Annotated in this window: 20 protein-coding genes; 14 read left to right on the top strand and 6 right to left on the bottom strand. The window is 60.7% G+C overall.

All coding sequences use genetic code 11. The features are described from left to right. Positions 1–167: 167 nt before the first annotated feature. On the top strand, positions 168–488 hold the full coding sequence (locus HX873_RS19415) for a YqjD family protein (protein ID WP_003217958.1): 321 nt from the start codon (positions 168–170) through the stop codon (positions 486–488). Between the two features lie 40 nt (positions 489–528). On the opposite strand, the gene HX873_RS19410 is transcribed toward HX873_RS19415, so the two are convergent. Then, on the bottom strand, positions 529–1,566 hold the full coding sequence (locus tag HX873_RS19410) for an Ldh family oxidoreductase (protein WP_177009794.1): 1,038 nt from the start codon (positions 1,564–1,566) through the stop codon (positions 529–531). Positions 1,567–1,736: 170 nt separating this feature from the next. Here HX873_RS19410 and HX873_RS19405 point away from each other — a divergent pair, with 170 nt between their 5' ends. Next, positions 1,737–6,851 carry a dermonecrotic toxin domain-containing protein gene (locus HX873_RS19405; RefSeq protein WP_177123053.1) on the top strand — a complete coding sequence of 1,705 codons (5,115 nt, stop codon included), beginning with the start codon at positions 1,737–1,739 and terminating at the stop codon, positions 6,849–6,851. Positions 6,852–6,892: 41 nt separating this feature from the next. On the opposite strand, the gene HX873_RS19400 is transcribed toward HX873_RS19405, so the two are convergent. Next, the gene (locus tag HX873_RS19400) at positions 6,893–7,162 is read right to left on the bottom strand and encodes a PepSY domain-containing protein (RefSeq protein WP_087694375.1); all 270 of its coding nucleotides are present in this window, start codon (positions 7,160–7,162) and stop codon (positions 6,893–6,895) included. Positions 7,163–7,314: 152 nt separating this feature from the next. Here HX873_RS19400 and HX873_RS19395 point away from each other — a divergent pair, with 152 nt between their 5' ends. From HX873_RS19395 to HX873_RS19365, 7 genes are all read left to right on the top strand, one after another. Then, positions 7,315–8,310, top strand: a complete 996-nt coding sequence (locus HX873_RS19395) for a FecR family protein (protein ID WP_087694374.1) — start codon at positions 7,315–7,317, stop codon at positions 8,308–8,310. 318 nt (positions 8,311–8,628) lie between these two features. Next, a complete protein-coding gene (locus tag HX873_RS19390) occupies positions 8,629–9,075 on the top strand; it encodes a hypothetical protein (protein ID WP_003217947.1) in 447 nt (148 codons plus the stop codon). A 1-nt stretch (position 9,076) separates the two neighbouring features. Then, a complete protein-coding gene (locus HX873_RS19385; RefSeq protein ID WP_003217945.1) occupies positions 9,077–9,634 on the top strand; it encodes a hypothetical protein in 558 nt (185 codons plus the stop codon). Between the two features lie 79 nt (positions 9,635–9,713). Continuing rightward, the gene (locus tag HX873_RS19380; RefSeq protein WP_008432027.1) at positions 9,714–10,409 is read left to right on the top strand and encodes a hypothetical protein; all 696 of its coding nucleotides are present in this window, start codon (positions 9,714–9,716) and stop codon (positions 10,407–10,409) included. 61 nt (positions 10,410–10,470) lie between these two features. Further along, entirely contained in the window at positions 10,471–11,151 is a 681-nt protein-coding gene (locus HX873_RS19375; RefSeq protein WP_003217941.1) for a C39 family peptidase, read from the top strand. A gap of 37 nt (positions 11,152–11,188) precedes the next feature. Beyond that, on the top strand, positions 11,189–11,938 hold the full coding sequence (locus tag HX873_RS19370; RefSeq protein WP_003217939.1) for a hypothetical protein: 750 nt from the start codon (positions 11,189–11,191) through the stop codon (positions 11,936–11,938). 49 nt (positions 11,939–11,987) lie between these two features. Further along, entirely contained in the window at positions 11,988–13,301 is a 1,314-nt protein-coding gene (locus tag HX873_RS19365) for an autotransporter domain-containing protein (RefSeq protein ID WP_177123052.1), read from the top strand. Between the two features lie 65 nt (positions 13,302–13,366). Here HX873_RS19365 and HX873_RS19360 read toward each other — a convergent pair whose 3' ends face one another. Then, positions 13,367–14,695, bottom strand: a complete 1,329-nt coding sequence (locus HX873_RS19360) for a sigma-54 dependent transcriptional regulator (RefSeq protein ID WP_003217935.1) — start codon at positions 14,693–14,695, stop codon at positions 13,367–13,369. A gap of 343 nt (positions 14,696–15,038) precedes the next feature. On the opposite strand from HX873_RS19360, the gene HX873_RS19355 reads away from it, so the two are divergent. Next, a complete protein-coding gene (locus tag HX873_RS19355; protein WP_003217933.1) occupies positions 15,039–15,299 on the top strand; it encodes a hypothetical protein in 261 nt (86 codons plus the stop codon). 137 nt (positions 15,300–15,436) lie between these two features. On the opposite strand, the gene HX873_RS19350 is transcribed toward HX873_RS19355, so the two are convergent. From HX873_RS19350 to gnd, 3 genes are read right to left on the bottom strand one after another with little or no spacing between them, the layout of a single operon-like run. Further along, a complete protein-coding gene (locus tag HX873_RS19350) occupies positions 15,437–16,261 on the bottom strand; it encodes an HAD family hydrolase (RefSeq protein WP_177046598.1) in 825 nt (274 codons plus the stop codon). Continuing rightward, positions 16,258–17,781, bottom strand: a complete 1,524-nt coding sequence (gene zwf / locus HX873_RS19345; RefSeq protein ID WP_003217928.1) for a glucose-6-phosphate dehydrogenase — start codon at positions 17,779–17,781, stop codon at positions 16,258–16,260. The genes HX873_RS19350 and zwf overlap by 4 nt, the downstream gene beginning before the upstream one ends. After that, positions 17,778–18,785, bottom strand: coding sequence for a phosphogluconate dehydrogenase (NAD(+)-dependent, decarboxylating) (gene gnd / locus HX873_RS19340; RefSeq protein WP_256579633.1), 1,008 nt, complete (start codon positions 18,783–18,785; stop codon positions 17,778–17,780). The genes zwf and gnd overlap by 4 nt, the downstream gene beginning before the upstream one ends. A 244-nt stretch (positions 18,786–19,029) precedes the next feature. Between gnd and HX873_RS19335 the strand changes: the two genes are divergently transcribed. The 4 genes from HX873_RS19335 to HX873_RS19320 all read left to right on the top strand — a co-directional run bounded on the left by HX873_RS19335 (position 19,030) and on the right by HX873_RS19320 (position 23,871). Then, complete coding sequence (locus tag HX873_RS19335; protein WP_023658901.1) at positions 19,030–19,206, top strand: DUF6026 family protein; 177 nt, start codon at positions 19,030–19,032, stop codon at positions 19,204–19,206. Between the two features lie 154 nt (positions 19,207–19,360). Then, positions 19,361–21,100 (top strand): phosphoethanolamine transferase CptA, encoded by a 1,740-nt coding sequence (locus HX873_RS19330; protein WP_087694370.1) that lies wholly within the window; start codon positions 19,361–19,363, stop codon positions 21,098–21,100. Positions 21,101–21,255: 155 nt separating this feature from the next. Then, on the top strand, positions 21,256–23,505 hold the full coding sequence (locus tag HX873_RS19325; RefSeq protein ID WP_177021145.1) for a TonB-dependent siderophore receptor: 2,250 nt from the start codon (positions 21,256–21,258) through the stop codon (positions 23,503–23,505). Positions 23,506–23,655: 150 nt separating this feature from the next. Continuing rightward, a complete protein-coding gene (locus tag HX873_RS19320) occupies positions 23,656–23,871 on the top strand; it encodes a hypothetical protein (RefSeq protein WP_087694368.1) in 216 nt (71 codons plus the stop codon). The last annotated feature ends 29 nt before the right edge of the window (positions 23,872–23,900 follow it).

Genomic DNA, 23,900 nt, shown 5'->3' with positions numbered 1-23,900 from the left:
ACCTGCTGCACAAATAGGTGACATCTTACACTGTAGGTTGAAATTTCCTGGCCTGGATTTCTCCTAAGCTGACCACAGGAAAAAAACTGCAACTTTTGCCCGCTTCAAACACTCCATTCTTCATCAAGCGCATTCATTGCCACATTCACCCGCAAGGAGTTAACCCAATGGCTCGCAAATCTGCCGCCCAAGCCGTCGAAGACCAAATCAAGGACCAAGCCTTCAGTGAGCTGACCGCACTGATCGAAGAATCGGACAAGCTGCTCAAAAGCAGCGCGTCACTGGTGGGGGAAGAAGGTGAAACCCTGCGTGAACAGGTCGCCATCAAGCTCAAGCAGGCGCTGGACTCGGTGTCCAATGTGCGCGAGCGCAGCAAGCCGGTGGTGGATGCCACCGAAACCTATATCGGTGGCCACCCATGGCAGACCGTGGCGATTTCCGCCGGGTTTGGCCTGGTAGTCGGCCTGTTGCTGGGCCGCCGCAACTGATCTGATGCAACGGCTGCGCCCTCCCCGGGCGCAGCTCGCTTCACGCCTGTGCCAACACCCTCAACCGACTCAATTCCTGCGTTTCGATCTCGATCCCGCCTGACAGCGACTTCGCCCGTGTGCGATGGCGCCGATCCCCCGGCAAACGCCGCAACCCTGCCGCATGCATCTGTCGCACCAATTCCTGGCTGCGCTCGGCGAAGCTCTGCCCGGCGGTCTTGCTCGGGTCGATCACGATCAGCAGTTGGCCGGTCCATGGGGTGCGGGCGCCGGGGTGATCGGACCAGTTGAACTCAAACGAGAAGTTACCGCCCGTGAGGGCCGCGGCCAGCAGCTCGACCATCATCGACAGGGCCGACCCCTTGTGCCCGCCAAACGGCAGCAGCGCGCCGCCTTCGAGGATCGCCTTGGGGTCCTGGGTCGGCTGCCCGAGGCTGTCCACGCCCATGCCCGGCGGCAGGCGCTCGCCCTTGCGCGCGGCAATCTGCACGTCGCCATGGGCGATAGCGCTGGTGGCCAGGTCAAACACGATCGGCAGGCCATCGGCGCGGGGCGCGGCGAAGGCAATGGGGTTGGTGCCGAACAGCGGGCGGTCGGCGCCGTGGGGCACCACGCAGGTCATGCTGTTGACCACGCTCAAGGCCACCAGGCCTTCTTCGGCGAAGGGCTCGACATCCGGCCAAAGCGCCGCGAAGTGGTGGGAGTTATGGATCGCCAGCAAGGCAATCCCGGCACTGCGGGCCTTTTCCACCAACAACGGGCGGGCGGCTTGCAGTGCGGGCTGGGCGAAGCCGTTGCCGGCATCCACCCGCACAAATCCGCTGGCCACATCCTCGACCACCGGCACCGCCTTGCCGTTGACCCAGCCACTGGCCAGGGTCGAGACGTAACCGGGGATACGGAATACACCGTGGCTGTGGGCACCGTCGCGCTCGGCGCTGGCGCAGTTCTCGGCCAGCACCTGGGCCACATCGGCCGACGTACCGTGGCGGACAAACACCTGGCGCAGCAGGTCGGTCAATTGCGCATAACTGAGTCGCTCTGATGAAGACTCGACATCCAAAGGCGATGCAGACATCTGAAGCTCCCGTTTAATTATTGGAATGGGCGACAGCGTACAAGAATCGGTCCGTCGATTAGACAGGGTTTGCCCCATGGCTGTCGACAGGGAGCGCCAGACATATCTAGCCCCTCGTGGCGCCAGGCCTGGATAGGTTGCAGGCACGCAACTCTTCAAGGATCAGGATGATGAGCCACACCCCTCTCCCGTATTTTTTCCCCGAAGCCATGCGCGTGGGCTGGAGGGCGCTGGACCGTGAGCGCCAGCTGAACATCGACAGCAGGGACATCGAGTTTCTCGGCAAGGTGTTTTTTGCCAGCGATGCAGGCCGTCGCCAACAGTCGCCGCCAATGATCGCGCAGCGCATCTGGTTGAATAAAAGCACTGCCAATGCCGTCGAACTGGCCGGCAGCTTCATGATGAGTTCAACCAGCGCCTACCCACATGCCTGGCTCTACACCCCGTACGGCGGCCTGGAAAAATTCGACAGCCCCGCCCACTTGCTGACAGCACTGACCGAGCGCTTGAAAACCCCGGACAGCGCCACGCAACTGCTGTACTTCCTGCCCTTGCAGCAACAACCATCGCCGCTACTCGACAACCGACTGGTGCTGACACCGGAGGCCATGCTCGGCGACGTATTGGGTGAACAGGAAAAAACCCTCAGGCGCTATCAGGAGAATAATCGCCAGGCGCTGCTGGCGGCGTTGAAACAGTTGCCCGCCCTCGGCGCCCTGCTTTCAAAACTGCTCGAAAGCGTCTGCCGCCCACTGTTCCCCGGGCTCAGCCCCGGCGAAGCCCACGTGAGTTTTTTCGCCATACAGCCCGTTGGGTACACGGTGCCTCGCTGGCTCGACTCGCTGCAACTCAATGACGCGGTGCTGTTGTACTACCGTGAACAAGCCTGGCCCGCCGGGCAAACCCGGGAGTTTTTCCACCCCAAGCGGCCTGCCGACGCCAAGGCCCGCGACACGCAGCGTTGGGAAACCGCGATCAAACAAGCAGCCGGCCAACTGATCCCGTTCCTGCACAGTGCACTGGAGACGTTCTGGAACAGCGAGATCGCACCGGGCGTGTCGCGTCGGGCCTGGTTCGCCCGGGCCATGGCCGCCAATGCGCAACTGGATCTGCTGTTCAAGCGCCAGCAATCCATCATCAGTCCGGAGCAAAGCCGGGCATTGGCAGCGCTGTACTCTTCCCGGGGTAACGAGGCCCCCCCGAACAGCCAGACGCTGCGCGTCGAGAACGTACAGATCTGGGAGCAGCCGAGCAACGCCGTCGAGCTGGCCAGCACCTTGATGATCGGCAATTCGCAGACCTTTCTCTACACCCCCGAGAAGGGCCTGCAGGTGCTCGGGACCTACGACGATCTGATGGACACCCTCAAGGCCATGGTCAAGGCGCCAGGCTATGAAGACGACCTCTACAACCTGATGTCCCTGGAGGAGCGGGCGCTGTTTGTAGGGTTCAAGACGCCGCAGTTTTCCGGTACTCCCATCGCCGGCAATCTGTTTGAGCAGGTGCTCGAAACCATCATCGGCAAGCAGCAACAGAACCTACGCTACGCACTCGACCTGTACCGACGCACCCGCGCCGGCATTGACCCCTCTGCCTTGCTCGACTACGCGCTGGATGTGCGGTACATGATCGACAGCCACCTCCCGGGCCTGGATACCGCGGGACGCTGGACGCCTCATTCGGTACTGGCCGACCCGACTCGCCCGGTGTCGCTGGCCGCCGAACGTGCCGCCCTGCTGCAAAAGCAGATGACCGATATCCAGGACACGCTGGCAACCCAGGTGCGAGCGCAACCCACATTGGCCAACACCGTCAATCAGGCGCTCACCGCCGAGTTCAACCGCCGCGGCTTGGCTGGCCACGATCCCGGCAAGATCTACGTCAATCGCTACGCCGCCAGCGCAAGCGCGACACCCGCCACTGCGCCCCTGGAAAGCCAGAGCCTGCGCAGTTACTTTCTTGCGCGCCTGATACACAAGCGCGGGCCGATTCCGCAAACGCCGCACTATGGCCTTTACGCCAGCCAGGGCGATGGGGCTGTCACACCGCTGGGCGGCCTGGACATAGCGCAAGCCAACGCGGCGCTCGATGCCGCACTGGTCAAGTTTCATCACTCCAACATTGCCGATATTCCCCGCGAATACCTGGAACAGCTCAAGGCGCCGATGGCCCATGCGATGGCGGTGGCGATCCAGGGCGAAGCCAGGCTCAGGCGCCTCAACAAGAGCCTGGACGCGCGTGATGAGGCGATCGTGCAGACGGTGTTTGATCTTCAACACCCTGATCGCCGCCGGCGCCAGGGCCTGGGTGGATTCATCCCGGATGCCTATGCGTTGACCGTCGAACCCGAGGGCCTGACGCAACGGGTGCCCCTGGCGCATTGCTTGATGCTCACCGAACGCGGTGGCCTGGCCCCGTCCCACTCAGGCCGGGCCGTGCTGTGGACGCCGGCGCGCGGCCTGGAGAGTTTCGCCAATGTCAGCCAGTTGCAGACAGAACTGCAACGACGACTGGCCGCCCCGGACCTTCGCAGGCAGCTACTGGCCAATCTCGACCCGCGCTATCTCAAACCGCACCAGGCCTGCGCACTCGGTCAGTTCATGCTGATCAACGGCGCGGTCGCACAGCACTGCCAGCAGTCCTGGATTGATCATTACCGGGCACAACGGGCTCACTGCCTCACCCTGACGCTCTCAGGGGACGCCTTGCTGAAGCGTCTCGGGGGGCTGGAAAAGGCCTTGCCGGCCAACGACCTGAGCCATGCTTCACAAATCGCCCAGACCTTCATGGCACAACAATCACTGCCCGCCTGGCTGGGGATGGCGTCTGTCAGCCAACAGCGTCGCCATGTCGAAATCCTTGAGCAATACCGCCACAGCCTCACGGACGACAAGGACTACCTTGACGATTTCCTGCCGCTGCCAGCGTATCTCGGCAGCAAGCTCATCGACTTGTTGCAGCCCTATGACGTGCGCCCGCAAGACGTCTACATCCTGCCCAAGCTGGTATTGGCCGGCCAGCGGCAGAACCTGGTGGACTACGCCCTCAATCACGTCAGCCAGCAAGCTGCTGCATTCGATGTCGAGTCCACAGCCGCCGGCCTGACACCTGCTGTGGTGCGCCAGATCCTCGCGCGCCTGCCCCTCAAGCAGGACCACCAGGCTTGCCTGGTCGAAAAACTCACCCCGGGCAAGCCGGGCGCAGACGTGCGGGAGCGCCGGTTTATTCGGCAACTGCCCTGGCAACTGTTGCAAAATGCCCACGCGCTGAGGCTGCAGGAACTGTTATCACCCGCGGGCCTGAGCCTGGTCGAACAGGTCCTCGACATGCCGGACGCGCTCGCCCGCGCAGCGGTCGAGGGCGCGACCTCGACAGTGCGTCCGCTGGAGTTGATCGCCACGGCGGGGGCCCGGTCCATCAAGGCCCTTGGGGTCTACTTGATCAGTGCCGTCGAAAGCACTCCGCTGGTGATGTATGCGCCCTATGGGCCGCAACAGGCGTTCCAGGAGTTCGACAACGAGGCGGATTTGATTCGCCGGCTCAACCTGCCCGGCCCCTTGCAGGACTGGGTGATCGGTCGCCTGCCAGAGGCTGAGCAAGCCACGTATAGACACCTCTGGGCCAGCACGGTCGGGGGAACCTCGGAAATCACCCTGGGGGCCAATCCGATCAAGGGCCACGCGCTCAAGCAGTTGTACCGCGACAACATCGGATTGATCTCGAACCTGTTTGAACAGCAATCCCAGGCCAACGGCCGGTCAGCCTGGGACACCCTCAAAGCCTTGTTCAGCAGCGGACTGCAGCACGCGCAGGCGTTGCTGCCGGGCAAGCTGATGGTGCCGCTGGTGATCTGGCAAAGTTACAAACTGTTCCAAGCCTCTGCCGAAGACTTGCAGCAACACCGCTGGCGCGAGGCGCTGCAAACCTTCATCGGCGGTGTCGCGCAAATGGCCTCGATCCGCGCATTGATGGATGAACCCTCGACACCAGGCACCGCCCCCGCGCAACCCGCGCCGACGCAAACGGCCAGTGCCTGGCACGACATCGACGTCACCGCCCGGGCCCGAACCCGGCTGCAAGCGTACGAAGCCTGCGACATCAGCCTGGAGGGCCTGACGGCAGGCAACACGGGCGTCTACACAGCGACGGACAACCGGCATTACCTGCCGTGCGCAGGCAAGGTCTACCGCGCCAGGCAGGTCGAAGGCCATTGGCGGCTTTTCAGTGCACGGTCCAAAGGACCGTTTGTGCGCCTGGATGCCAACCGCAAATGGACCCTGGACCCAAGAGCATCGGTTCGCCGCCACGGCCCCGGGTGGAGTGCAATGATGGAGCGCCGTGAGGTGCGGACAGCCGTGGACCAGGTGATGAACGTCGAGGCCCGCGGCCTGGCCGAGATTCGGCGTGTGTCGCCCTCCAGGGCCCAGGCGATCGTCGAGGCACTGGACCTGGCAACCTTCTACCTGCACAACTGCCAGCAGAACCTGAAGCTGCTCGACCACCAGTATCCGCCCGTGACCCGGGTGCATCGCTTTATCAACCGCTTCTTCGGCATCCCGATAGACGCCGACACCGGCCCGGCCAAATTTCCGCCAACCCTCGCGCAAAAACTCATGGACACGGTGACCGCCCTCCTCGATGAGGCGCTGGAGCCGACACTCTACTCGCTCAATTCCCGGCGTTTCGTCTCCGGTGCGCATATTGCCGAACCCGAACGGCACTGGGCGTTTACCATCGACGGCGACCCGGATCGACGCATCTACCTCACTGAAAACTTCTTCAACCCCCCTACGGCCGATTTCGAAGGGCGCCTGATCAATCACTTCGACCAAAGAGCCCATGCCCGCGCGACCACCTTGATTCATGAGTTGACTCATATCGTGAGCAATACCGCCGACGTCGCCTACCTCAACTCCACATCGCCCTTTTACGACCTGATCGAGGTACAGACCCAGGCCGGTCGCGATCTTCAGGACTGGCTGCGCAACGTGCAGGAGAATGCGTACTCGATCAACACGCCTGTTGGGCAATTGTTCAAATCAACGGACGCGTGGGGGGCTACCGGGTCTGATCTGGGAACCGACCCGGAAGATGACTACATCAGGCAGCAGATTCTTGCCACGACCGGAGGCGTGGACTTGAGCAATGCGCGGGGAATTTTCAAAACCAACCTGACGCGGCGGTTCAACACACAGATGGATAACGCCGACTCACTGACCTTATTGATCACAACCCTGGGGCGCCAGCTGGACCCCGTGCCTTCGATTGCCGAAGCCACACCGTAACAGACAGGGTGCGGGCCGAACGCCCGCACCTGTCAGTTCATTCAGTCTTTCTGATCGCGCAACACATTGCCCGACTCACCGTCGATGCGGAACTCATAGACCACGCCATCGGCCTTGCGCCCCTCACCTTCCCAGTAGCCATCGTTATCGGCTTCGATCTTGTAGATCTCGACGTAGCCGGCCTTGCCCTTGGCGGTCTCGATGGCTTTCTCAATGGTGATCCAGCCTGCGCCCGGTTTGTCCGCCAGGGCGGCTCCAGCACTGAGCAAGGCGGTGGTTGCGACAACGGCGGCTAAGGTTTTCTTAAGCATTTTCGTGCTCCATTAGGGAATGAGTGTTACCTGTCCTGAATTTTTTAGGGCCCTGCAGACGAGAATTAGTTCCAATTGATGTGCATTCGCCATGATGGCTGTTCTCGCCGTCCTGCTGTGGAGGTTAGAATGTCGGAAATCAGGATGAGTTAATGACAGATAAGTCCCTATCAGAAGCCGAATACGACGCCATCACCGATGCCGCTGCGCACTGGTGCATGCGTCTGCACGCTGGCGATTGCACGACGGCGGAGCGTCAGGCCTTCGAGCAGTGGCACGATGCGCATCCACTGCATGCCTTCGAATACGCCGCGATGCTGGAAATCTGGGACGTTGCCGATCACTTGCCCCGCAGCGAGCCGGCCCCCGTCGTGGCGCGACGACAACCTCGCAGCCGTTTGAGGAACTACGCGGTAGCGGCGGCGATATGCCTGGTGGCCTTGCCACTGGCGGCCTTTACCGGCTGGGAAGCGGGCTGGCTGCCCAGCTCGTACAACCATTACGAAGCTGAAAACAGCTTGCGCCAGGTCACCCTTGACGACGGCAGCCAGGTTGAACTGAACCTGGGCACCGAACTGGTCTACAGCAATTTCAAGGATCAGCGCCGGGTTACCCTGAAAAAAGGCGAGGCGTTTTTCAAGGTCAGCCATGACGCGCAACATCCGTTTATCGTCCACGCCGGGGACGGCCAGGTTCGAGTGACCGGCACTCAGTTCAATGTCTGGAAATACGAAGACCATGTGCGGGTCATGCTGCTGCAAGGCTCGGTGCTGGTGAGCAGCGACGACGCCCACAGCGGCCTGCGCCTGTCACCCGGGATGCAGGCCAGCTACAACCGTGGCGATGCCAGCCCCCAGGCCCAGCCAATTGCCCCGGGCGACACGGCCCTGGCCTGGCGTGAAGGCAAGCTGATCCTCGACAACCTGGCCCTGGCCGACGCGTTGCCGCTGATCAATCGCTACCTGAGCAAACCCGTGATGCTGGCCGACGCCGGCACCGGCGCGATCCGCATTGGTGGCATCTACAACATCAACGAGGTGTCCAACCTCGTCCCCTCCCTGCCCAAGGTCCTGCCGGTCTACCTGACCCAGAACCAGGACGGCAACCCTGTACTCAATTCCATTCCGCGTAAAACCCCAAAGAGCTGAGCCAGGGTCATGGGCCTGCGCCCTCCTCCCGGATGCTGCCTGCGTCAAATCGTCCATTTTTGAAACACTTGCACCGGCTGAGCTGACAGCCGGCTGCGGAGTGCCGGGTTTACGGCGCGCAGTGTTTCATCCCTGAGACACCTGCCAGGCGGGCTGGACAAAGGCCCGCTGTCTCACAGTTGAAACACATCCACTGTGCATTCTATCCCCCGCGCTCATAACCCCATGAATGTCATCCCAAATTCAAAAGCGGCACAGCTCCTGCTCTCTTCCTGACAGCGCTGTTTAGGGTCAGCGCCAAGAATAAGGAATGCCGTCGTGAAGACACTTAATCCAGGCTCATTGAGCCTTCTGCTGATCAGCTGTGTACTGAGTACCAGCGTGAGCCTCCCGGTGCTCGCGGCAGGCGACGGTGTGATCGTGATTCAGCGCACCGTCCAGGGCCACATGGCTGGCCGCACCGCTGGCGTCGACCCCAACCCGGTCACCGTCAATGCCAATTCTTCTCCACAGATCCTGCGGGCCACCAGCGAGCTGAGCGACAACGACTACGCCAACATCAGCAGCGGCTCCAGCATCACTCGCGCCATCCTGCCTGGCGGCAACCTTCCCGGCTTGACCAACAACGGGGGTGGCGTAGGCCTTGGTGGCGGCGCAGCGGCCGGCCATGGTGGCGGCTCCAGCCTCTCGGGGCAGATCAACGGCTCAATCTCCCGCGGCATGGCGCCTTTGAACAATATCGGCAGCCTGATGGGAGGCCAGTGAGATGAACCATTCCTGGTTGTTCCTGGCGATCCTGGGCTGCTCGGCAGCCATGGCTGACAACAGCGCAGTGATCGACAACTCCGGCAAGCAATACAACGGCATCGTCTCGATCAACCAGGCGGCCGGCAATCAGCAACAACAGCTCAACAGCCGCGCGATTTCTGCGGGCAGCAACTCCCAGGCGGGCGGTGCCCTCAGCCAGACCATCGGCGGCGCACCGGCCGATCGCTCCCAAAACGCCAGGGTGGCGATCCAGGGCAGCTCTTTCAGCAATGGCAGCGGTGTACTGGGCGTCAACCAGTCGGCCGGGGCCAGCAACCAGATGATCAATGCGGTGCGGATCAGCGTGAATGCTGGCCCGCAAAGCATCGACGACAGCGTCATGTCGCAACAGAACGTGGCGCTGTCACCAAACTCAGGGTTCACCTCTACCACTGGCAGCCGCCAGGTCGTCACAAGCGACCAGGCCTTCACCGGCAGCCGTGGAGTGGTACAGGTGAATCAGAGTGCCGGGGTGGGGAACCGCATGGCTAACGCCCTGAATGTGCAAATCCAATGATTCATTGGAGCTCGAAGCTGGACCGTACCAACACTTAACCAACTAATTAGAAGCAAGGGGAAATACCATGAAAACTACAATGGCTCTTAAACCACTGGCCTTCGCTCTCGCTGCAATCATGGCTGCCGCCGCACATGCCAACCCACCTACTCATCAGCCTACCGCTGCAGTAGCCGCCGTTTCCGATGCGCAATCGAGCAACCACAATGGCGTGCTCAACCTGGGCACCCAGAACAACGCGTCGGCCAACAACTCGTTGAACGGCAGCAGCGGCAACGCCCAGGCCAACATCGCAGCCGGTGATGGCAACCAACAAGACAACCAGACCGCCATTGCGGCCGGTGATGCAGATGCCGTGTTTGCCCAAGCTACCATTACCCAAGACAACCGCAACAACGTCTCGGTGCAAGTGGCTACCCACAACAACGCTTCGCTCAACAACTCGGCCAACGGCAGCTCCGGCAACCTGGGTGTGAGCGTTGCCGCGGGTAACTTCAACCAACAGAAAAACCAACTGGCAATTGCTTCTGCCAGTGGTGCCGCCGCCGCTGCTTCGAGCAACACCACTCAAACCAGCGTCGACAACACCTTCCTCAATACCGTGGCCACTCAGTCTGGCCCATGGGGCAGCCACACTTACCTGCCTGTCGTGAACAACGCCAGCGCCAACAACTCGCTTAATGGCTCTTCGGGCAACCTGGGCGCCAACATTGCTGCAGGCGTGGGCAATCAGCAGGGCAACACCACTGTGATTTCCTCCGGCGTACGTTTCTGATGCAACGGGGCCTTGGCGACAAGGCCCCTTTTTATTCCAGTGTCCTCCAGGCCATTCGATCATGCGGATCATCGCCCTCACCCTCCTGTTATTGCTCACCGGCCCGACTTGGGCGGGGCAAATGGCGATTGCTGCCATGCCCGGCGGTGGCGTGATCTTCAAGAAGGTCGAGAGCATCCGTGAACGCAAGTTCGCCAACCTGGTGGAACAGAAAACCGATTTCAGCTGCGGTGCCGCCGCCCTGGCCACCATCCTGCGCCAGGCCTACTGGATGGATGTGGATGAAGACCACATCATCAAGGGCATGCTGGTCAACGCCGATCAGGACCTGGTGCGTACCCAGGGCTTTTCGATGTTGGACATGAAGCGCTACCTGGAAAGCATCGGGATGCGCGCCCGGGGTTACCGGATCAATGCAGACACCCTGCTCACGGTGAAGATCCCGGTGGTGGTGTTGCTGGAGATTCGCGGCTACAAGCACTTCGTGGTGATGCAGCGCGCCGACAAGGACTGGGTGTACATCGGCGACCCGGTACTGGGCCATAAACGCTATGCCCGCGACGACTTCGTCAAAGGCTGGAATGGCATCGTCTTCGCGGTATTGGGCGAAGGTTATGACAAGACCAACGTGCTGCTCGACCCGCCCACCCCACTGACGGCGAAAAACAGAATCAATGAGTTCAGTCCGGTGCGGGACAGTGAATTGATGGACTTCGGTTTTATCCAGAGCGACTTCTTCTAGAAGCGCAATAAGGGGCAGGACGCTCCAGGAGCAAACGATGAACACTTACCGTTGGCTGACGGTCATGTGCCTGGCAGCCTCAATGCCCGCTTATGCGTCATCGGTGTTCAAGCCGATTGAAATAAAGGACTCGGAACTGGCTGACCTGCGTGGTCGCTACGTGATGCCGGGGCGGATCATCAGTTTTGGCATCGTGATGAGCAGTACCTGGACCAATGCCGCCGGCGACAGCGTGACCGGCTCGGCCAGCATGAACGTCAACGCGTCGACCGTCACCCCGCAGTTTTATGTGCAGGTAACCGACAGCCCCACCAAAGTCTCGCCCAACCAGCCGAATGGCACCGGCACGGTGGTCGGTGGTGCCGGCCTGGGCAGTGGCCAGGGCGTGACCCAAAGCGTGCGCGCCGCCGGCGATGGCAACACCGCCAGCAATAACGTGAATATCAATGTGAACCAGAATGGCTTGTCGCCGGCCAATGTCGTCCAGTCCGGACAAGCCCTGGTGGCTGGCCAGTCGGTCACCGGCAGCACGGGTGCCGGCCAGGTCACGGTGTCGGCCGCCAATGGCGGGCTGCAAATGGCGATCCTGGCCAACAACAATCAGGGCAATTCGTTGCAGCAGATCGGCGCCGGGAATGTCCTGCAAGGCACGGTTTTGCAGGGTAACAGCAACTTCGTCAGCAACATGACCCAACTCAATGTGGTGCTGGGCAACAACGGTTTGAACAATTTGGGGCAGAACCTCAACCTGAATCAGCTCAGGGGCCTACGCCCTAACGGTTATTGAACTACGCTGTGCCTCGACACTTGCGCATTAGAAAGGGACGGCTTATTCCATGCATCGATCGCTATCGTTACGTGCCGTAATTTGTTTAAGCACGCTCCTGCCCGCATCCATGTTGTATGCCGCGCCGGACACCGACATAGACACATTGAAAAAGGAATTGCTGGAGCTCAAGCAACGCTACGAAGTGCAGCAAAAAGCACTGGCGGTGCTGGAGCAACGGGTACGCCAGGTGGAAGAACAACCGGTGGCGCCGCCGCCCAAACGCCTGGCCAAATCCCCGGCAGACTTCCAGAAAGGCGGCACCACGGTGGCCGACAACACGCCGGGAGTCGGCGCGGCTGCGGCCTCGGGCGGTGCAGCCGGTGGCGCGTCCTACGGCCAGTCCCTCAAGGATGATTCGGCCCCGGCGCAGAGCGTGAGCAACTTGTATAACGAGGCCAGCGGGTTCTTTGGCAACGGCAAGTTCAGCTTTGAAACCGGCGTCACCTATTCCCGCTACGATGCCCGCCAGTTGACCCTCAACGGCTTCCTGGCGCTGGACTCGATCTTTCTCGGCAACATCAACCTGGACCGGATCAAGTCGGATAACTGGACCGTCGACCTCACGGGCCGCTACAACCTCGACAACCGCTGGCAGTTCGATATAAACGTGCCGGTGGTGTACCGCGAGTCGACCTATCAGTCCGGTGGTGCCAACGGTGGCAGCGGCACCGCGACCTCGGAACAATCGGTCACGCGTGACCCGACTATCGGCGACGTCAACTTCGGGATTGCCTACAAATTCCTCGACGAGAGCGTCAACCTGCCGGATGCCGTGGTGTCGGTGCGGGTCAAGGCACCCACCGGCGAAGATCCGTTTGGGATCAAGCTGGTCCAGTCATCCAGCAACACCAACCTCTTCGTGCCGGAAAGCCTGCCCACCGGCAACGGTGTGTGGTCGATCACGCCGGGTATCTCGCTGGTCAAGACCTTTGACCCGGCGGTATTGTTCGGCTCGCTGTCGTACACCCACAACTTCGAAGACTCGTTCAGCGATATCAGCTCCCAGGTCGGCCAGAAGACCCCGGGGAAAGTACAGTTGGGCGACAGCTTCCAGATCGGCGCTGGCGTGGCGTTTGCGCTGAACGAGAAGATGAGTATGTCGTTCTCGGTGTCCGACCTGGTGCAACGCAAGAGCAAGCTCAAGCCGGATGGCGGCGACTGGCAGTCGGTGGTTTCCAGCGACGCCAACGCGGGTTACTTCAACGTGGGCATGACGATTGCGGCGACCGACAACCTGACCATCGTGCCGAACCTGGCCATCGGGATCACACCGGATGCGCCGTCGTTCAGCTTCAGCCTGAAGTTCCCGTATTACTTTTAAGGCATGACAACGGGAAAAGCCCCGCAACGATAAGGGTCGTTGCGGGGCTTTTCGGTTTACCCGCCCTAGCGGATCTGGTGTTTGTGCAGCAACCGGTAGAACGTCGGCCGGGAAACCCCCAGCACACGGGCCGCGACACTCAGGTTGTCGCTGTGTCGGTTGAGCACATCGCACAGCGCCTGGCGTTCGGCACGGTGCTTGTAATCTTCCAGTGTAGCCATCGGCAGCGCGATTGCCTGCTGGCTTTGCAGTCCCAGATCAACGGCTTCGATTTGCCGCCCTTCCGCCAGTACCAGGCCCCGCCGCACGCGGTTGGCCAACTCGCGCACATTGCCCGGCCAACCGTGCTCGCCCATGGCCACCAGTGCGTCTTCACTGAAGCTGCGGGGACGGCGGCCGGTTTCCTGGCTGTAGAAGTGTGAAAAATGGTTGGCCAGCATCGCCACGTCACCGTGGCGCTCTCGCAACGGCGCGGTGACCACTTGCAGGACGTTGAGCCGGTAATACAAGTCTTCGCGAAAAGTGCCCTTTGCGACCGCGGCTTCCAGGTCGACGTGGGTAGCCGCCAACACGCGTACATCCACCGCAATCGGCTGGCTGCCGCCGACTCGCTCGATCTGTTTTTCCTGGAGAAAACGCAGCAGGTTGGCTTGCAGCTCCATGGGCAAGTCGCCGATCTCATCGAGAAACAAGGTGCCGCCGTGCGCCGCCTCGATCCGCCCCACCTTGCGCTGATGGGCGCCGGTGAAGGCGCCCTTCTCATGGCCAAACAGTTCGGACTGGATCAGGTGTTCGGGAATCGCCCCGCAATTGATCGCCACAAACGGCTTGGCATGGCGCTGGGATTGGCGATGCAAGGTACGCGCGACCAATTCCTTGCCGGTGCCGCTGTCGCCACGGATCAACACCGGGGATTCAGTGGGCGCCAGCTTGGCGAGCAGCTTGCGCAATTCCCGGATGGGACGGCTGTCCCCCAGCAACTCGTGTTCCGGCTGGCCCGCAGGCGCGTTGTTGCCCTTGCCCCGCAGGCGCGCCATGCCGAAGGCGCGGCCCAGGGTGACCTGCACCCGTGACACATCAAACGGCAAGGTATGGAAGTCGAAGAACCACTCACAGACAAAATCGCCGACATTCTGCAGGCGCAGCACTTCCTGGTTAAGCACCGCAATCCACTCGGTGCCGCTGCGGCTGATCAGTTCCTTGACCGCTTCGGGTCGCTCCAGGTGAAACGGCTGCAGGCGCAACAAACCCACGTCACAGGAGCGCTCACCCACCGACTCGAGGGCGCAGCTGTCCACGTCCCACCCCGCTGCGCGCAAACCGGGCAATAGCCGGTGGCAGTCATCACAGGGATCGACCACAAGCAGGCGGCGCGGGGCAGGTGTAACAATCATGACTATTCCTTGGCGTCAAAATCGTTAAAGTTATTTAAAAACAACTATTTGCAAAGTCTGCTGGTAACCCTAGCAAGATCTTGACGCACCCTTTGTACCGATTCGCTATAAGTCGCGAACGAACCGGGTCTTTTATGTCAGTCGGGTGCGGTCAATTGCCGCGGCATAACTTTCATGAGGCTTTCAAAATAGCCCCTTACATGACTTTAATCAGGGAAAGTTAAAAAATCTTCTTCTAACATGTGACCCGCACCCGGTGATCGTGCATCAGTACAAGTAACCAGTCGTTAGGCACGCCCAACCAACGGCTTCCACTTGAATGGGCATTTAGAGAGAAGACCCCATGAACGCCCCGCTCCGCATCAACGAAGCTCTTTTGATCGCAGACCGTGCCTTCCAGCCCTTTCAATGTGTGGCCTGGCACGATGGCAACGGCGCCCTGAGCCTGAGCGTCATCGACCGCACCAATACCCGTATCGGTAGCAAGCAGCTGTCTTCCAGCACTTATACCGACCCGGCACAGCTTGAGAACTTGCTGTTGCAGGCCCGTGCCGAACTCGACAAAGATGGCTACCAGTTGCAATCCTGGGCAATGCCCAAGTAACTGAAGCGTGCGTGAGACGGCACCCGAAAGTGTGCCGCCCGGCTGCGCAATATATTGACCCGCACTAACTCAAGTGGACAGTCAGCCATGCAAGTTGCAACTTTGCATAGCTGACTACTTATTAGTGTGGTTACCGATCAATAGGCCGAGAGAATAAACCGCTCGATGGCTTCCGCCGCACCGTCATCGACATTGCTGCCGGTCACGACACTGGCCTGGCGCTTGACCACCTCTTCTGCCTGGCCCATGGCAATCGACAACCCCGCCACATGAAACATCGCCGGGTCATTGCCGCCATCACCGATGGCTGCAGTCTGTTGCAGTGGCACACCGAGGTGCGCCGCAAGGGTTCTCAATGCTTCACCCTTGTTGGCCTTCATGGCGGTGACATCCAGGAACACCGGCTGCGAACGCGACACCTGGGCCAATCCCTCGACCCTGGGCTGCAACTGCGCCTCAAGCTCGATCAGCAGCTGGGTATTGGTACTGGCCGCAACAATCTTGTCGACCCGATCCAGATACGGCTCGAAGCTCTCCACCACAATCGCCCCATAGCCCAAGCCGTGCTCCTCGCGAACCGCCATCGGTCCGCCGGGATCGCGACGCAGCCAGTCACCGTCGGCAAACAGCCAGACTTCAACGTCCGGCTGCGGCGTAAACAAGGCCAACGCCACCAGCGCCGCTTCTGCCGGTAAGTGATGCGCCACCAGAATACTGCCGTCGGGATTGACCAGCGTGCCGCCGTTGAAGCCGGCAATCGGCACATCGATGCCCAGTGCTTCGACCTGCTGACGCATGGCCTTGGGAGGTCGCCCGCTGGCCAGGCTGAAAAACACCCCGGCCGCGCGCAAGGCGCGAACCGTATCAATGGTGCGCTGGCTGAGGCTGTGATCCGGATGCAGCAACGTGCCATCCATATCACTCAACACAAAACGGATGGGTTGACTCGGCAAGTCACTCATCCGAGGCTGTGCCAGGTACGGCCATCGCGGGCCAGCAACGCATCAGCCGCCGCCGGGCCGTCCTCACCCGCCTTGTAGGCCTGGATGCCGTCATCCTGCTTCCACGCATCGAGAAAAGGCTGCACCGCACGCCAGCCGTTCTCGATGTTGTCGGCGCGCTGGAACAAGGTCTGGTCGCCGGTCATGCAGTCGTAGATCAGGGTTTCGTAACCTGTCGACGGCTGCATCTCGAAGAAGTCCTTGTAGGCAAACCCCAGCTCCACGTTGGCCATGTCCAGGGTCGGCCCGGGCTTTTTCGCCAGCAGGTCGAACCACATGCCTTCATTCGGCTGGATCTGGATCTTCAGGTACGTCGGCTTGAGTTCATCGACCTCGGTATCACGGAACTGCGCGTAAGGCGCCGGCTTGAAGCAGATGATGATCTCGGTGTCGCGGATGCTCATGCGCTTGCCGGTGCGCAGGTAAAACGGCACACCCACCCAACGCCAGTTGTCGATCAACACCTTGAGGGCAACGAAGGTCTCGGTGCTGCTGTCGGGCGCAACATTGGCCTCTTCGCGGTAACCCGGCAACTGCTTGCCGCCGACTTCACCCGAGGTGTACTGGCCACGCACCGAGTTGGCCCGTGCGTCTTCCAGCGACCAGGGCCGGATGGCCCCGATCACCTTGGCCTTCTCGCCCCGCACTGCGTCGGCACCAAAGGCAGCCGGCGGTTCCATGGCGACCATCGCCAGCAACTGGAACAGGTGATTGGGCACCATGTCCCGCAGGGTGCCGGTGTGTTCGAAGAAACTGCCACGGGTTTCCACGCCGACGGTTTCGGCGGCGGTGATTTGTACGTGGTCAATGTAGTGGTTGTTCCAGAACGCCTCGAACAGCACATTGGAAAAACGGCTGATGAGGATGTTCTGGACGGTTTCCTTGCCCAGGTAATGGTCGATGCGGTAGATCTGCTTTTCGCTCATCACCTTGAGCAGGCAGGCGTTCAGCGCTTCGGCGGTGGCGAGGTCGGAGCCGAACGGCTTTTCGATCACCACCCGACGGAACGCCTCCGGGGTTTCTTCCAGCAAGCCGGCCGCGCCGAGGCGCTGCACCACTTCGGCGAAGAAACGCGGCGCAGTGGCGAGGTAAAACACCGCGTTGCCAGTACCGCTGTCGGCAATCTTCTTGCCGATATCGGCGTAGGTGCCGTCATCGAGGAAATCACCCTCGACGTAGCTGATGCCTTTGGCCAACTGTTCCCACAATGCCGGGTCCAGGGCGTTCTCGGCATTGCCCTTGACCTTGCTGGCGGCCTCGGTGCGAATGAAGTCCTCGAGCTTCTTGGCGAAATCGGCGTCGCTGATGGCGTTGTGATCAACGCCGACAATGCGCAAGCCATCGCCCAGCAGCCCGTCGCGGCTGAGGTTGTACAGCGCCGGCATGAGCAGGCGCTTGACCAGGTCACCGTGGGCACCAAACAGAAACAGTGTGGTGGGCGGAGCGGGTTCGGCCTTGGGTTTCTTGCCGTTGGCGGTCATTTTTTGGGAGTCTCCACATGGCCGCCAAAGCCGAAGCGCATGGCAGAAAGCATTTTGTCACCGTAGGTACTTTGCTGGCGGGAGCGGAAGCGTGCGAACAGCGAGTTCGACAGCACCGGAACCGGTACCGATTGTTCCATGGCGGCCTCGATGGTCCAGCGGCCTTCGCCACTGTCGGCGACCGAGCCGGAATACCCGTCGAGCTTCGGATCGGTGGCCAGGGCGTCGGCGGTCAGGTCCAGCAGCCAGGACGACACCACGCTGCCGCGGCGCCAGACTTCGGCGATATCGGCAACATTCAGGTCGAAGCGCTGGTCTTGCGGCAGGTTCTCCGAATTCTTGGTCTTGAGGATGTCGAAACCTTCGGCGAAGGCCTGCATCATCCCGTACTCGATGCCGTTGTGGATCATCTTGACGAAGTGCCCGGAACCGGCAGGCCCTGCGTGGATATAGCCGCGCTCGGCACGGCTGTCCGCTGCGGCGGAACGGTCCTTGGTACGCGGGATGGTGCCCAGGCCCGGTGCCAGGCTTTCGAAGATCGGGTCCAGCAGCTTAACGGTCTCGGCGTCGCCGCCGATCATCATGCAGTAGCCGCGCTCCAGGCCCCAGACGCCGCCGGAGGTGCCGACGTCGACATAGTGCAGGCCTTTTTCCGACAGGGCCTTGGCCCGACGGATGTCATCCTTATAGAAGGTGTTGCCGCCGTCGATGATCACATCACCGTCTTCAAGCAGTTGGCTCAGTTCTTCAATGGTGTTCTCGGTCGGGTCGCCTGCCGGCAGCATCACCCAGATCGCCCGGGGCTTTTGCAGCCCGGCCACCAGGCCTGCCAGGTCAGCAACGCCCGTGGCGCCCTCGCCTGCCAGACCTTTTACGAATGCTTCATTGCGGTCGTAAACCACGGTGGTATGCCCATTGAGCATCAGGCGCCGCGCAATGTTGCCACCCATGCGGCCTAGTCCAATAATCCCCAGTTGCATGTGCTGATGCTCCTTACTACGAATAAATGTGTGTCACAGTTTATAGCGCAATGAGGCTAATGAGGGTTAGTCCAGAGCGGATTGGCATAGTTTCATGACAAAAAGTGGCCATCCTTTCGCCTTCAGTGGGTTAAAAGTCACAACGACCATCAAAAATAAAAAAGTTCCCTTCATTAAAAAAAGAATTCAGAATTGCCCCGACTGTTGCCGAGAGCCTCGATTCAAGCGCTCTGGCACCGCGATAGACCGGCTATTTGCGAGGTAAGCAATGAGCACTGCACACATGACCCGTCCGCCACAGACCCTCTACGTCACCATTCGCCGCGATGAATTGCGCCAGTTGAAAAACGAGCGCGACCAACTGCAGCAGGAAGTCATGCGTTTGCGCTCGCACCTGCAGGGCCAGCTCAATCAGCCGTCCGGCACCCAGCCCGCACTTTGCTGAACGTGGGCTGAACGAACCGTTCAGGAATAACTCACGAAGTTTTCACATCCCCCTCCCGATACTCCCGCCGAATAGGGCCGCGCTACGTGCGCAGGCCCTCTGTTTGCGTGCATCCCTGCGCGTTGACACTGAAATTATCGGGTTGGAGCGCTGGATGGCGATGTTCAAACGCAGCACTACGTCTGCGAAAGGTTTTGATTGGGCCGGCCTCGGCTGGATGTTTCTGTTCTTCTGGTATTTCTCGGGCATTACCCAACTGCTGATCCAACTGACCGGCACCTCCGGCTTCAGTGGTTTCCGCCAGGCATTCTTCATGAGCGCCCTGTGGCTGGCGCCGATGCTGTTGTTCCCGCGTCGCGCGCGCCTGGTGGCGGGGTTGATTGGCGTGGTGCTGTGGGCCTGTTCCATGGCCAGCCTGGGTTATTTCTTCATCTACCAGCAGGAATTCTCTCAAAGCGTCATCTTCATCATGTTCGAGTCGAACATCTCTGAAGCCGGCGAATACGCCACCCAATACTTTGCCTGGTGGATCGTGCTGGCGTTCATTGCCCACACCGCCATGGCCGTTTTCCTGTGGACCCGCGTACGCCCGGTTTACCTGCCACGTGGCCAGGCCATGCTGGCGGCTGCCGCAATCGTGATTGCCATCGTCGGCTACCCGCTGGTCAAGCAGATCGCCAAGAGCGAGACCATGGAACTGGCCATCGACCGCTTCGAAACCCGTATCGAGCCGGCAGTGCCATGGCAGATGATCGTCGCCTACCGCCGCTACACCGAACAACTGGATAACATGCAAGGCATGCTGACCAGCGCCAGCAAGATCCCGCCCCTGACCAACCTCAAGGACAGCATGGCCGGCCAGCCGTCGACCCTGGTGCTGGTGATCGGCGAGTCCACCAACCGCCAGCGCATGAGCCTGTATGGCTACCCGCGCAACACCACGCCGGAACTGGACAAGCTGCGGGACCAACTGGCGGTGTTCGACAACGTCATTACCCCGCGCCCGTACACCATCGAGGCGCTGCAACAGGTGCTGACCTTCGCTGACGAAGAAAACCCGGACCTGTACCTCAAGACCCCGTCCATCGTCAGCGTGATGAAGCAGGCCGGCTACAAGACCTTCTGGATCACCAACCAGCAGACCATGACCAAGCGCAACACCATGCTCACGACCTTCTCCGAACAGGCCGACGAGCAGGTGTACCTGAACAACAACCGCAACCAGAATGCGCGCCAGTATGACGGCGACGTGCTGGAGCCGTTTGCCAAGGCCATGTCCGACACCGCCGAACGCAAATTCATCGTGGTGCACCTGCTGGGTACCCACATGAGCTACCAGTACCGCTACCCGCCGACCTTCGACAAGTTCACTGACCGCCAGGGCGTGCCTGAGGGGGTCAGCGACGCACAGTTGCCGACCTACAACAGCTACGACAATGCGGTGCTTTACAACGATTTCGTGGTGTCGAGCCTGATCAAGGACTACGCCAAGACCGATCCGAACGGTTTCCTGCTGTACCTTTCCGACCACGGCGAAGACGTGTTCGATTCGGCCGGCCACAACACCCTGGGCCGCAACGAAGGCAAGCCGACGGCACCGATGTACACCATTCCGTTCATGGCCTACGCATCACCCAAGTGGCGTGAAAGCCATGACTGGAGTTTTGCCGGTGACTTGCAGCGCCCTTACACCAGCTCGCAGCTGATCCATACCTGGGCCGACATGGCCGGGTTGAGCTTCGACGAACTGGACCACAGCAAGAGCCTGGTCAGTGACAGCTTCAAGCCTCGGCCACGGATGATTGGCGACCCGTATGCACGCCAGCAAAAACCGCTGATTGATTTCAGCCTGATCAAGCCCAAGCCAGACGCCGTCAACGTGGTCGTCAAGTAGCTTGAATCGCCCGGGTTTCATCCGCGCAAAGCGGTGAAACCCGATTTGGCGGCAACGTTAAGATAATAATTATTCTCGTTTAGCGCTAAAGTTCCCCGCCTCCTTTCGTCTTTGAGCCAATGGCATTTTTCATAGACGACAAGGAGTTCGCCGCGATGTTCGCGCCTATTACCCGTTCCATGACCTTGACCCTGGGCCTCTTCAGCGTGGTGCTGAGCCCGGACCTGCTGGCCGAAAACGACCCCGACCAGGAATCCCAAGCGCCGGCCAAAGCCCTGGAACTGGGCAGCACCAGCATCACCGCCGAAGGCCTTGGCGCCAACACCGAACACACCGGTGCCTACACCACAGGCTCAATGGGCACCGCCACCCGGCTGAACCTGTCCATCAAGGAAACCCCACAGTCGGTCTCGGTGATCACCCGCCAGCAGATGGACGACTTCAACCTCAACACCCTGACCGAAGTGATGCGCCAGACCACCGGCGTGGTGGTGCAGCACCTGGACTCCGACCGGGTCGGCTATTCCTCGCGCGGCTACGGCATCACCAACTTCCAGATTGACGGCATGCTCAACACCTTCGGCCGCATGAAGTCCGATGCCGACACCATTATCTACGACCGGGTCGAAGTGGTCCGCGGCGCCACCGGCCTGACCACCGGCGCCGGCGACCCCTCGGCCACGGTCAATATGGTGCGCAAACGTCCGACCGCACAGTGGCAGGCCAAGACAGGCGTCAGTGGCGGCTCCCACGACAATTACTACAGCTACCTGGACGTTGGCGGCCCCCTGGCGTTTGATGGGCGCCTGCGCGGCCGCACGGTGCTCGCCTACCGTGACACCCAGTCCTACCGCGACAACTACGCGCTGCAACGGGAAGTCGGCTACGGCATCCTCGAAGGCGACCTGACCGACGACACGGTGCTGGCGGTGGGCTTCGATTACCAGAACAAGCATGTGCAGGGCACCGCGTGGGGCACCTTGCCCTACTGGAACAGCGACGGCAGCAAAGCCAGGCTGCCCCGCTCCGCCAACATCGCGGCCCACTGGAGTTCCTGGCCGCTGAAAGATGAAACCACCTTCGCTACCCTCGACCACCGCCTGGCGGGTGACTGGCACCTGAAGGCCGCCTATACCCACCGTGAAAGCGACACCGACGGCAAGGTCTATTACGGCGGCTCAGGCTTCCCGAATGCCGACCGCAGCGGCATGACCGCCTGGACCAGCCACATGCTCGGCACCTCGAAAATGGACGTGGTCGACTTGAACCTGTCCGGGTCCTATGCCCTGCTGGGTCGTGAGCACGAATTGATGGTGGGTTACGGCGAGTCCGAGCAGCGTGACGCTTCGCCACACCTGCGCAGCGGTACGGTGCCGAAGGACTACACCAGCATCGACGATTGGAAACACATGGGCGGGATCGGCAAATTCCCCGACACCAACACCGGCCTCAAGGGCGAACAAGGCAGCACCCGCCAAAAGGCCGGCTACCTGGCCACCCGCCTGAGCCTGACCGATCGCCTGCATGCGGTATTGGGCAGCCGCTACGGCAGCTGGGAGATCGAGAGCACCACCTACAACTACAACAGGGACACTGACCAGTTCCTCGGTACGTCAAAATCCAGCCAGACCCACAACGACATGTGGACACCCTACGCCGGCCTGCTCTACGACCTGACCCCGGAGTACACCGTCTACGCCAGCTACACCGACATCTTCAACCCGCAGGAAGAACGCAACGCCGGCAAGCAATACCTGGAGCCGGTGGTAGGCAGCAACTATGAAGTGGGCATCAAGGGCAGCCTGCTGGAAGAGCGCCTGAACCTGGCGGCCGCGTACTTCTGGAGCAAACAGGACAACGTCGCGGAACTGGACAGTTTGACCCCACCGGATCCGGAGACCGGTGAGCAGTTCTTCACATCCGGCGGCAAAGGCAACAAGGTTCAGGGTTTCGAGGTAGAGGTGTCCGGAGAGGTGCGCCCCGACTGGAACCTGACCGCCGGATACACCTACACCCACTCCCTGAACGGGGACAAGCAGCGCAACAACACCCACCTGCCGCTGAACCTGTTGCGCGTGTCCACGGCCTACCGCCTGCCCGGCGAATGGCACGCGCTGACGGTCGGCGGCGCGGTGAATTGGCAAAGTGACTTCTACGACTTCGCCTATCGCCCGGTTGGCCGGGACACCAATGGAGCCTTGATCAGGGAGCGCACCCGGATCACCCAGCAGGCCTATACCGTGGTCAACCTGATGTCGCGCTATGAGTTCGATGACCACTTGTCGGCGTCACTTAATATCAACAACCTATTTGATAAAAAATATTACGAGCGCGTCGGCTTCTATAACGGCGTGTATTGGGGCGACCCGCGCTCTATCAGCGTCGCACTGGACTGGAAGCTCTGAATTCATCGCTGCTAAAGATTGGAAGTTAACGAAATCGTTAACTTTCGGTCAGCGCGAGGTTAACCCTTACTTAATATCATTGGCCCACAGTCTCCCCATCCCGCCGCTGATGACAACGCGCGGACCCAACACACTTACTGAGACACTGCCATGAAATTTTCGACTGTTATCCTTGCCGGCCTGATGACCATGACTTCCGTAGCCGCCTTTGCAGAAGGCGGATCAGAGCGCTCGAAGGAGTTCTACAACAACTTCACCTTCGTTCAGCAACAGACTCACGGTGCTGCCCAGCAAACCGCAATGGCTGACGGCAAGACCGAAAAGCCGGCAACGGCCGACCAAACTACCAACACACCGAACAGCTGATTTACCCGCAGTACCTGTGCTATTCCGCT

It is taken from the genome of Pseudomonas sp. P7758, assembly GCF_013386485.1.
Lineage (GTDB): Bacteria > Pseudomonadota > Gammaproteobacteria > Pseudomonadales > Pseudomonadaceae > Aquipseudomonas.
This window is presented reverse-complemented; position numbering and strand designations above follow the sequence as displayed.

Excerpts from the sequence above, each read along its gene's own strand:
- HX873_RS19330 (WP_087694370.1), top strand. The coding sequence starts at position 19,361 with ATGGCGATGTTCAAACGCAGCACTACGTCTGCGAAAGGTTTTGATTGG.
- HX873_RS19355 (WP_003217933.1), top strand. The coding sequence starts at position 15,039 with ATGAACGCCCCGCTCCGCATCAACGAAGCTCTTTTGATCGCAGACCGT.
- HX873_RS19325 (WP_177021145.1), top strand. The coding sequence starts at position 21,256 with ATGTTCGCGCCTATTACCCGTTCCATGACCTTGACCCTGGGCCTCTTC.
- HX873_RS19360 (WP_003217935.1), bottom strand. The coding sequence starts at position 14,695 with ATGATTGTTACACCTGCCCCGCGCCGCCTGCTTGTGGTCGATCCCTGT.
- HX873_RS19410 (WP_177009794.1), bottom strand. The coding sequence starts at position 1,566 with ATGTCTGCATCGCCTTTGGATGTCGAGTCTTCATCAGAGCGACTCAGT.
- zwf (WP_003217928.1), bottom strand. The coding sequence starts at position 17,781 with ATGACCGCCAACGGCAAGAAACCCAAGGCCGAACCCGCTCCGCCCACC.
- HX873_RS19350 (WP_177046598.1), bottom strand. The coding sequence starts at position 16,261 with ATGAGTGACTTGCCGAGTCAACCCATCCGTTTTGTGTTGAGTGATATG.
- HX873_RS19400 (WP_087694375.1), bottom strand. The coding sequence starts at position 7,162 with ATGCTTAAGAAAACCTTAGCCGCCGTTGTCGCAACCACCGCCTTGCTC.
- HX873_RS19320 (WP_087694368.1), top strand. The coding sequence starts at position 23,656 with ATGAAATTTTCGACTGTTATCCTTGCCGGCCTGATGACCATGACTTCC.
- HX873_RS19395 (WP_087694374.1), top strand. The coding sequence starts at position 7,315 with ATGACAGATAAGTCCCTATCAGAAGCCGAATACGACGCCATCACCGAT.
- HX873_RS19375 (WP_003217941.1), top strand. The coding sequence starts at position 10,471 with ATGCGGATCATCGCCCTCACCCTCCTGTTATTGCTCACCGGCCCGACT.
- HX873_RS19335 (WP_023658901.1), top strand. The coding sequence starts at position 19,030 with ATGAGCACTGCACACATGACCCGTCCGCCACAGACCCTCTACGTCACC.
- HX873_RS19370 (WP_003217939.1), top strand. The coding sequence starts at position 11,189 with ATGAACACTTACCGTTGGCTGACGGTCATGTGCCTGGCAGCCTCAATG.
- HX873_RS19415 (WP_003217958.1), top strand. The coding sequence starts at position 168 with ATGGCTCGCAAATCTGCCGCCCAAGCCGTCGAAGACCAAATCAAGGAC.
- HX873_RS19405 (WP_177123053.1), top strand. The coding sequence starts at position 1,737 with ATGAGCCACACCCCTCTCCCGTATTTTTTCCCCGAAGCCATGCGCGTG.
- HX873_RS19385 (WP_003217945.1), top strand. The coding sequence starts at position 9,077 with ATGAACCATTCCTGGTTGTTCCTGGCGATCCTGGGCTGCTCGGCAGCC.
- HX873_RS19365 (WP_177123052.1), top strand. The coding sequence starts at position 11,988 with ATGCATCGATCGCTATCGTTACGTGCCGTAATTTGTTTAAGCACGCTC.
- HX873_RS19380 (WP_008432027.1), top strand. The coding sequence starts at position 9,714 with ATGGCTCTTAAACCACTGGCCTTCGCTCTCGCTGCAATCATGGCTGCC.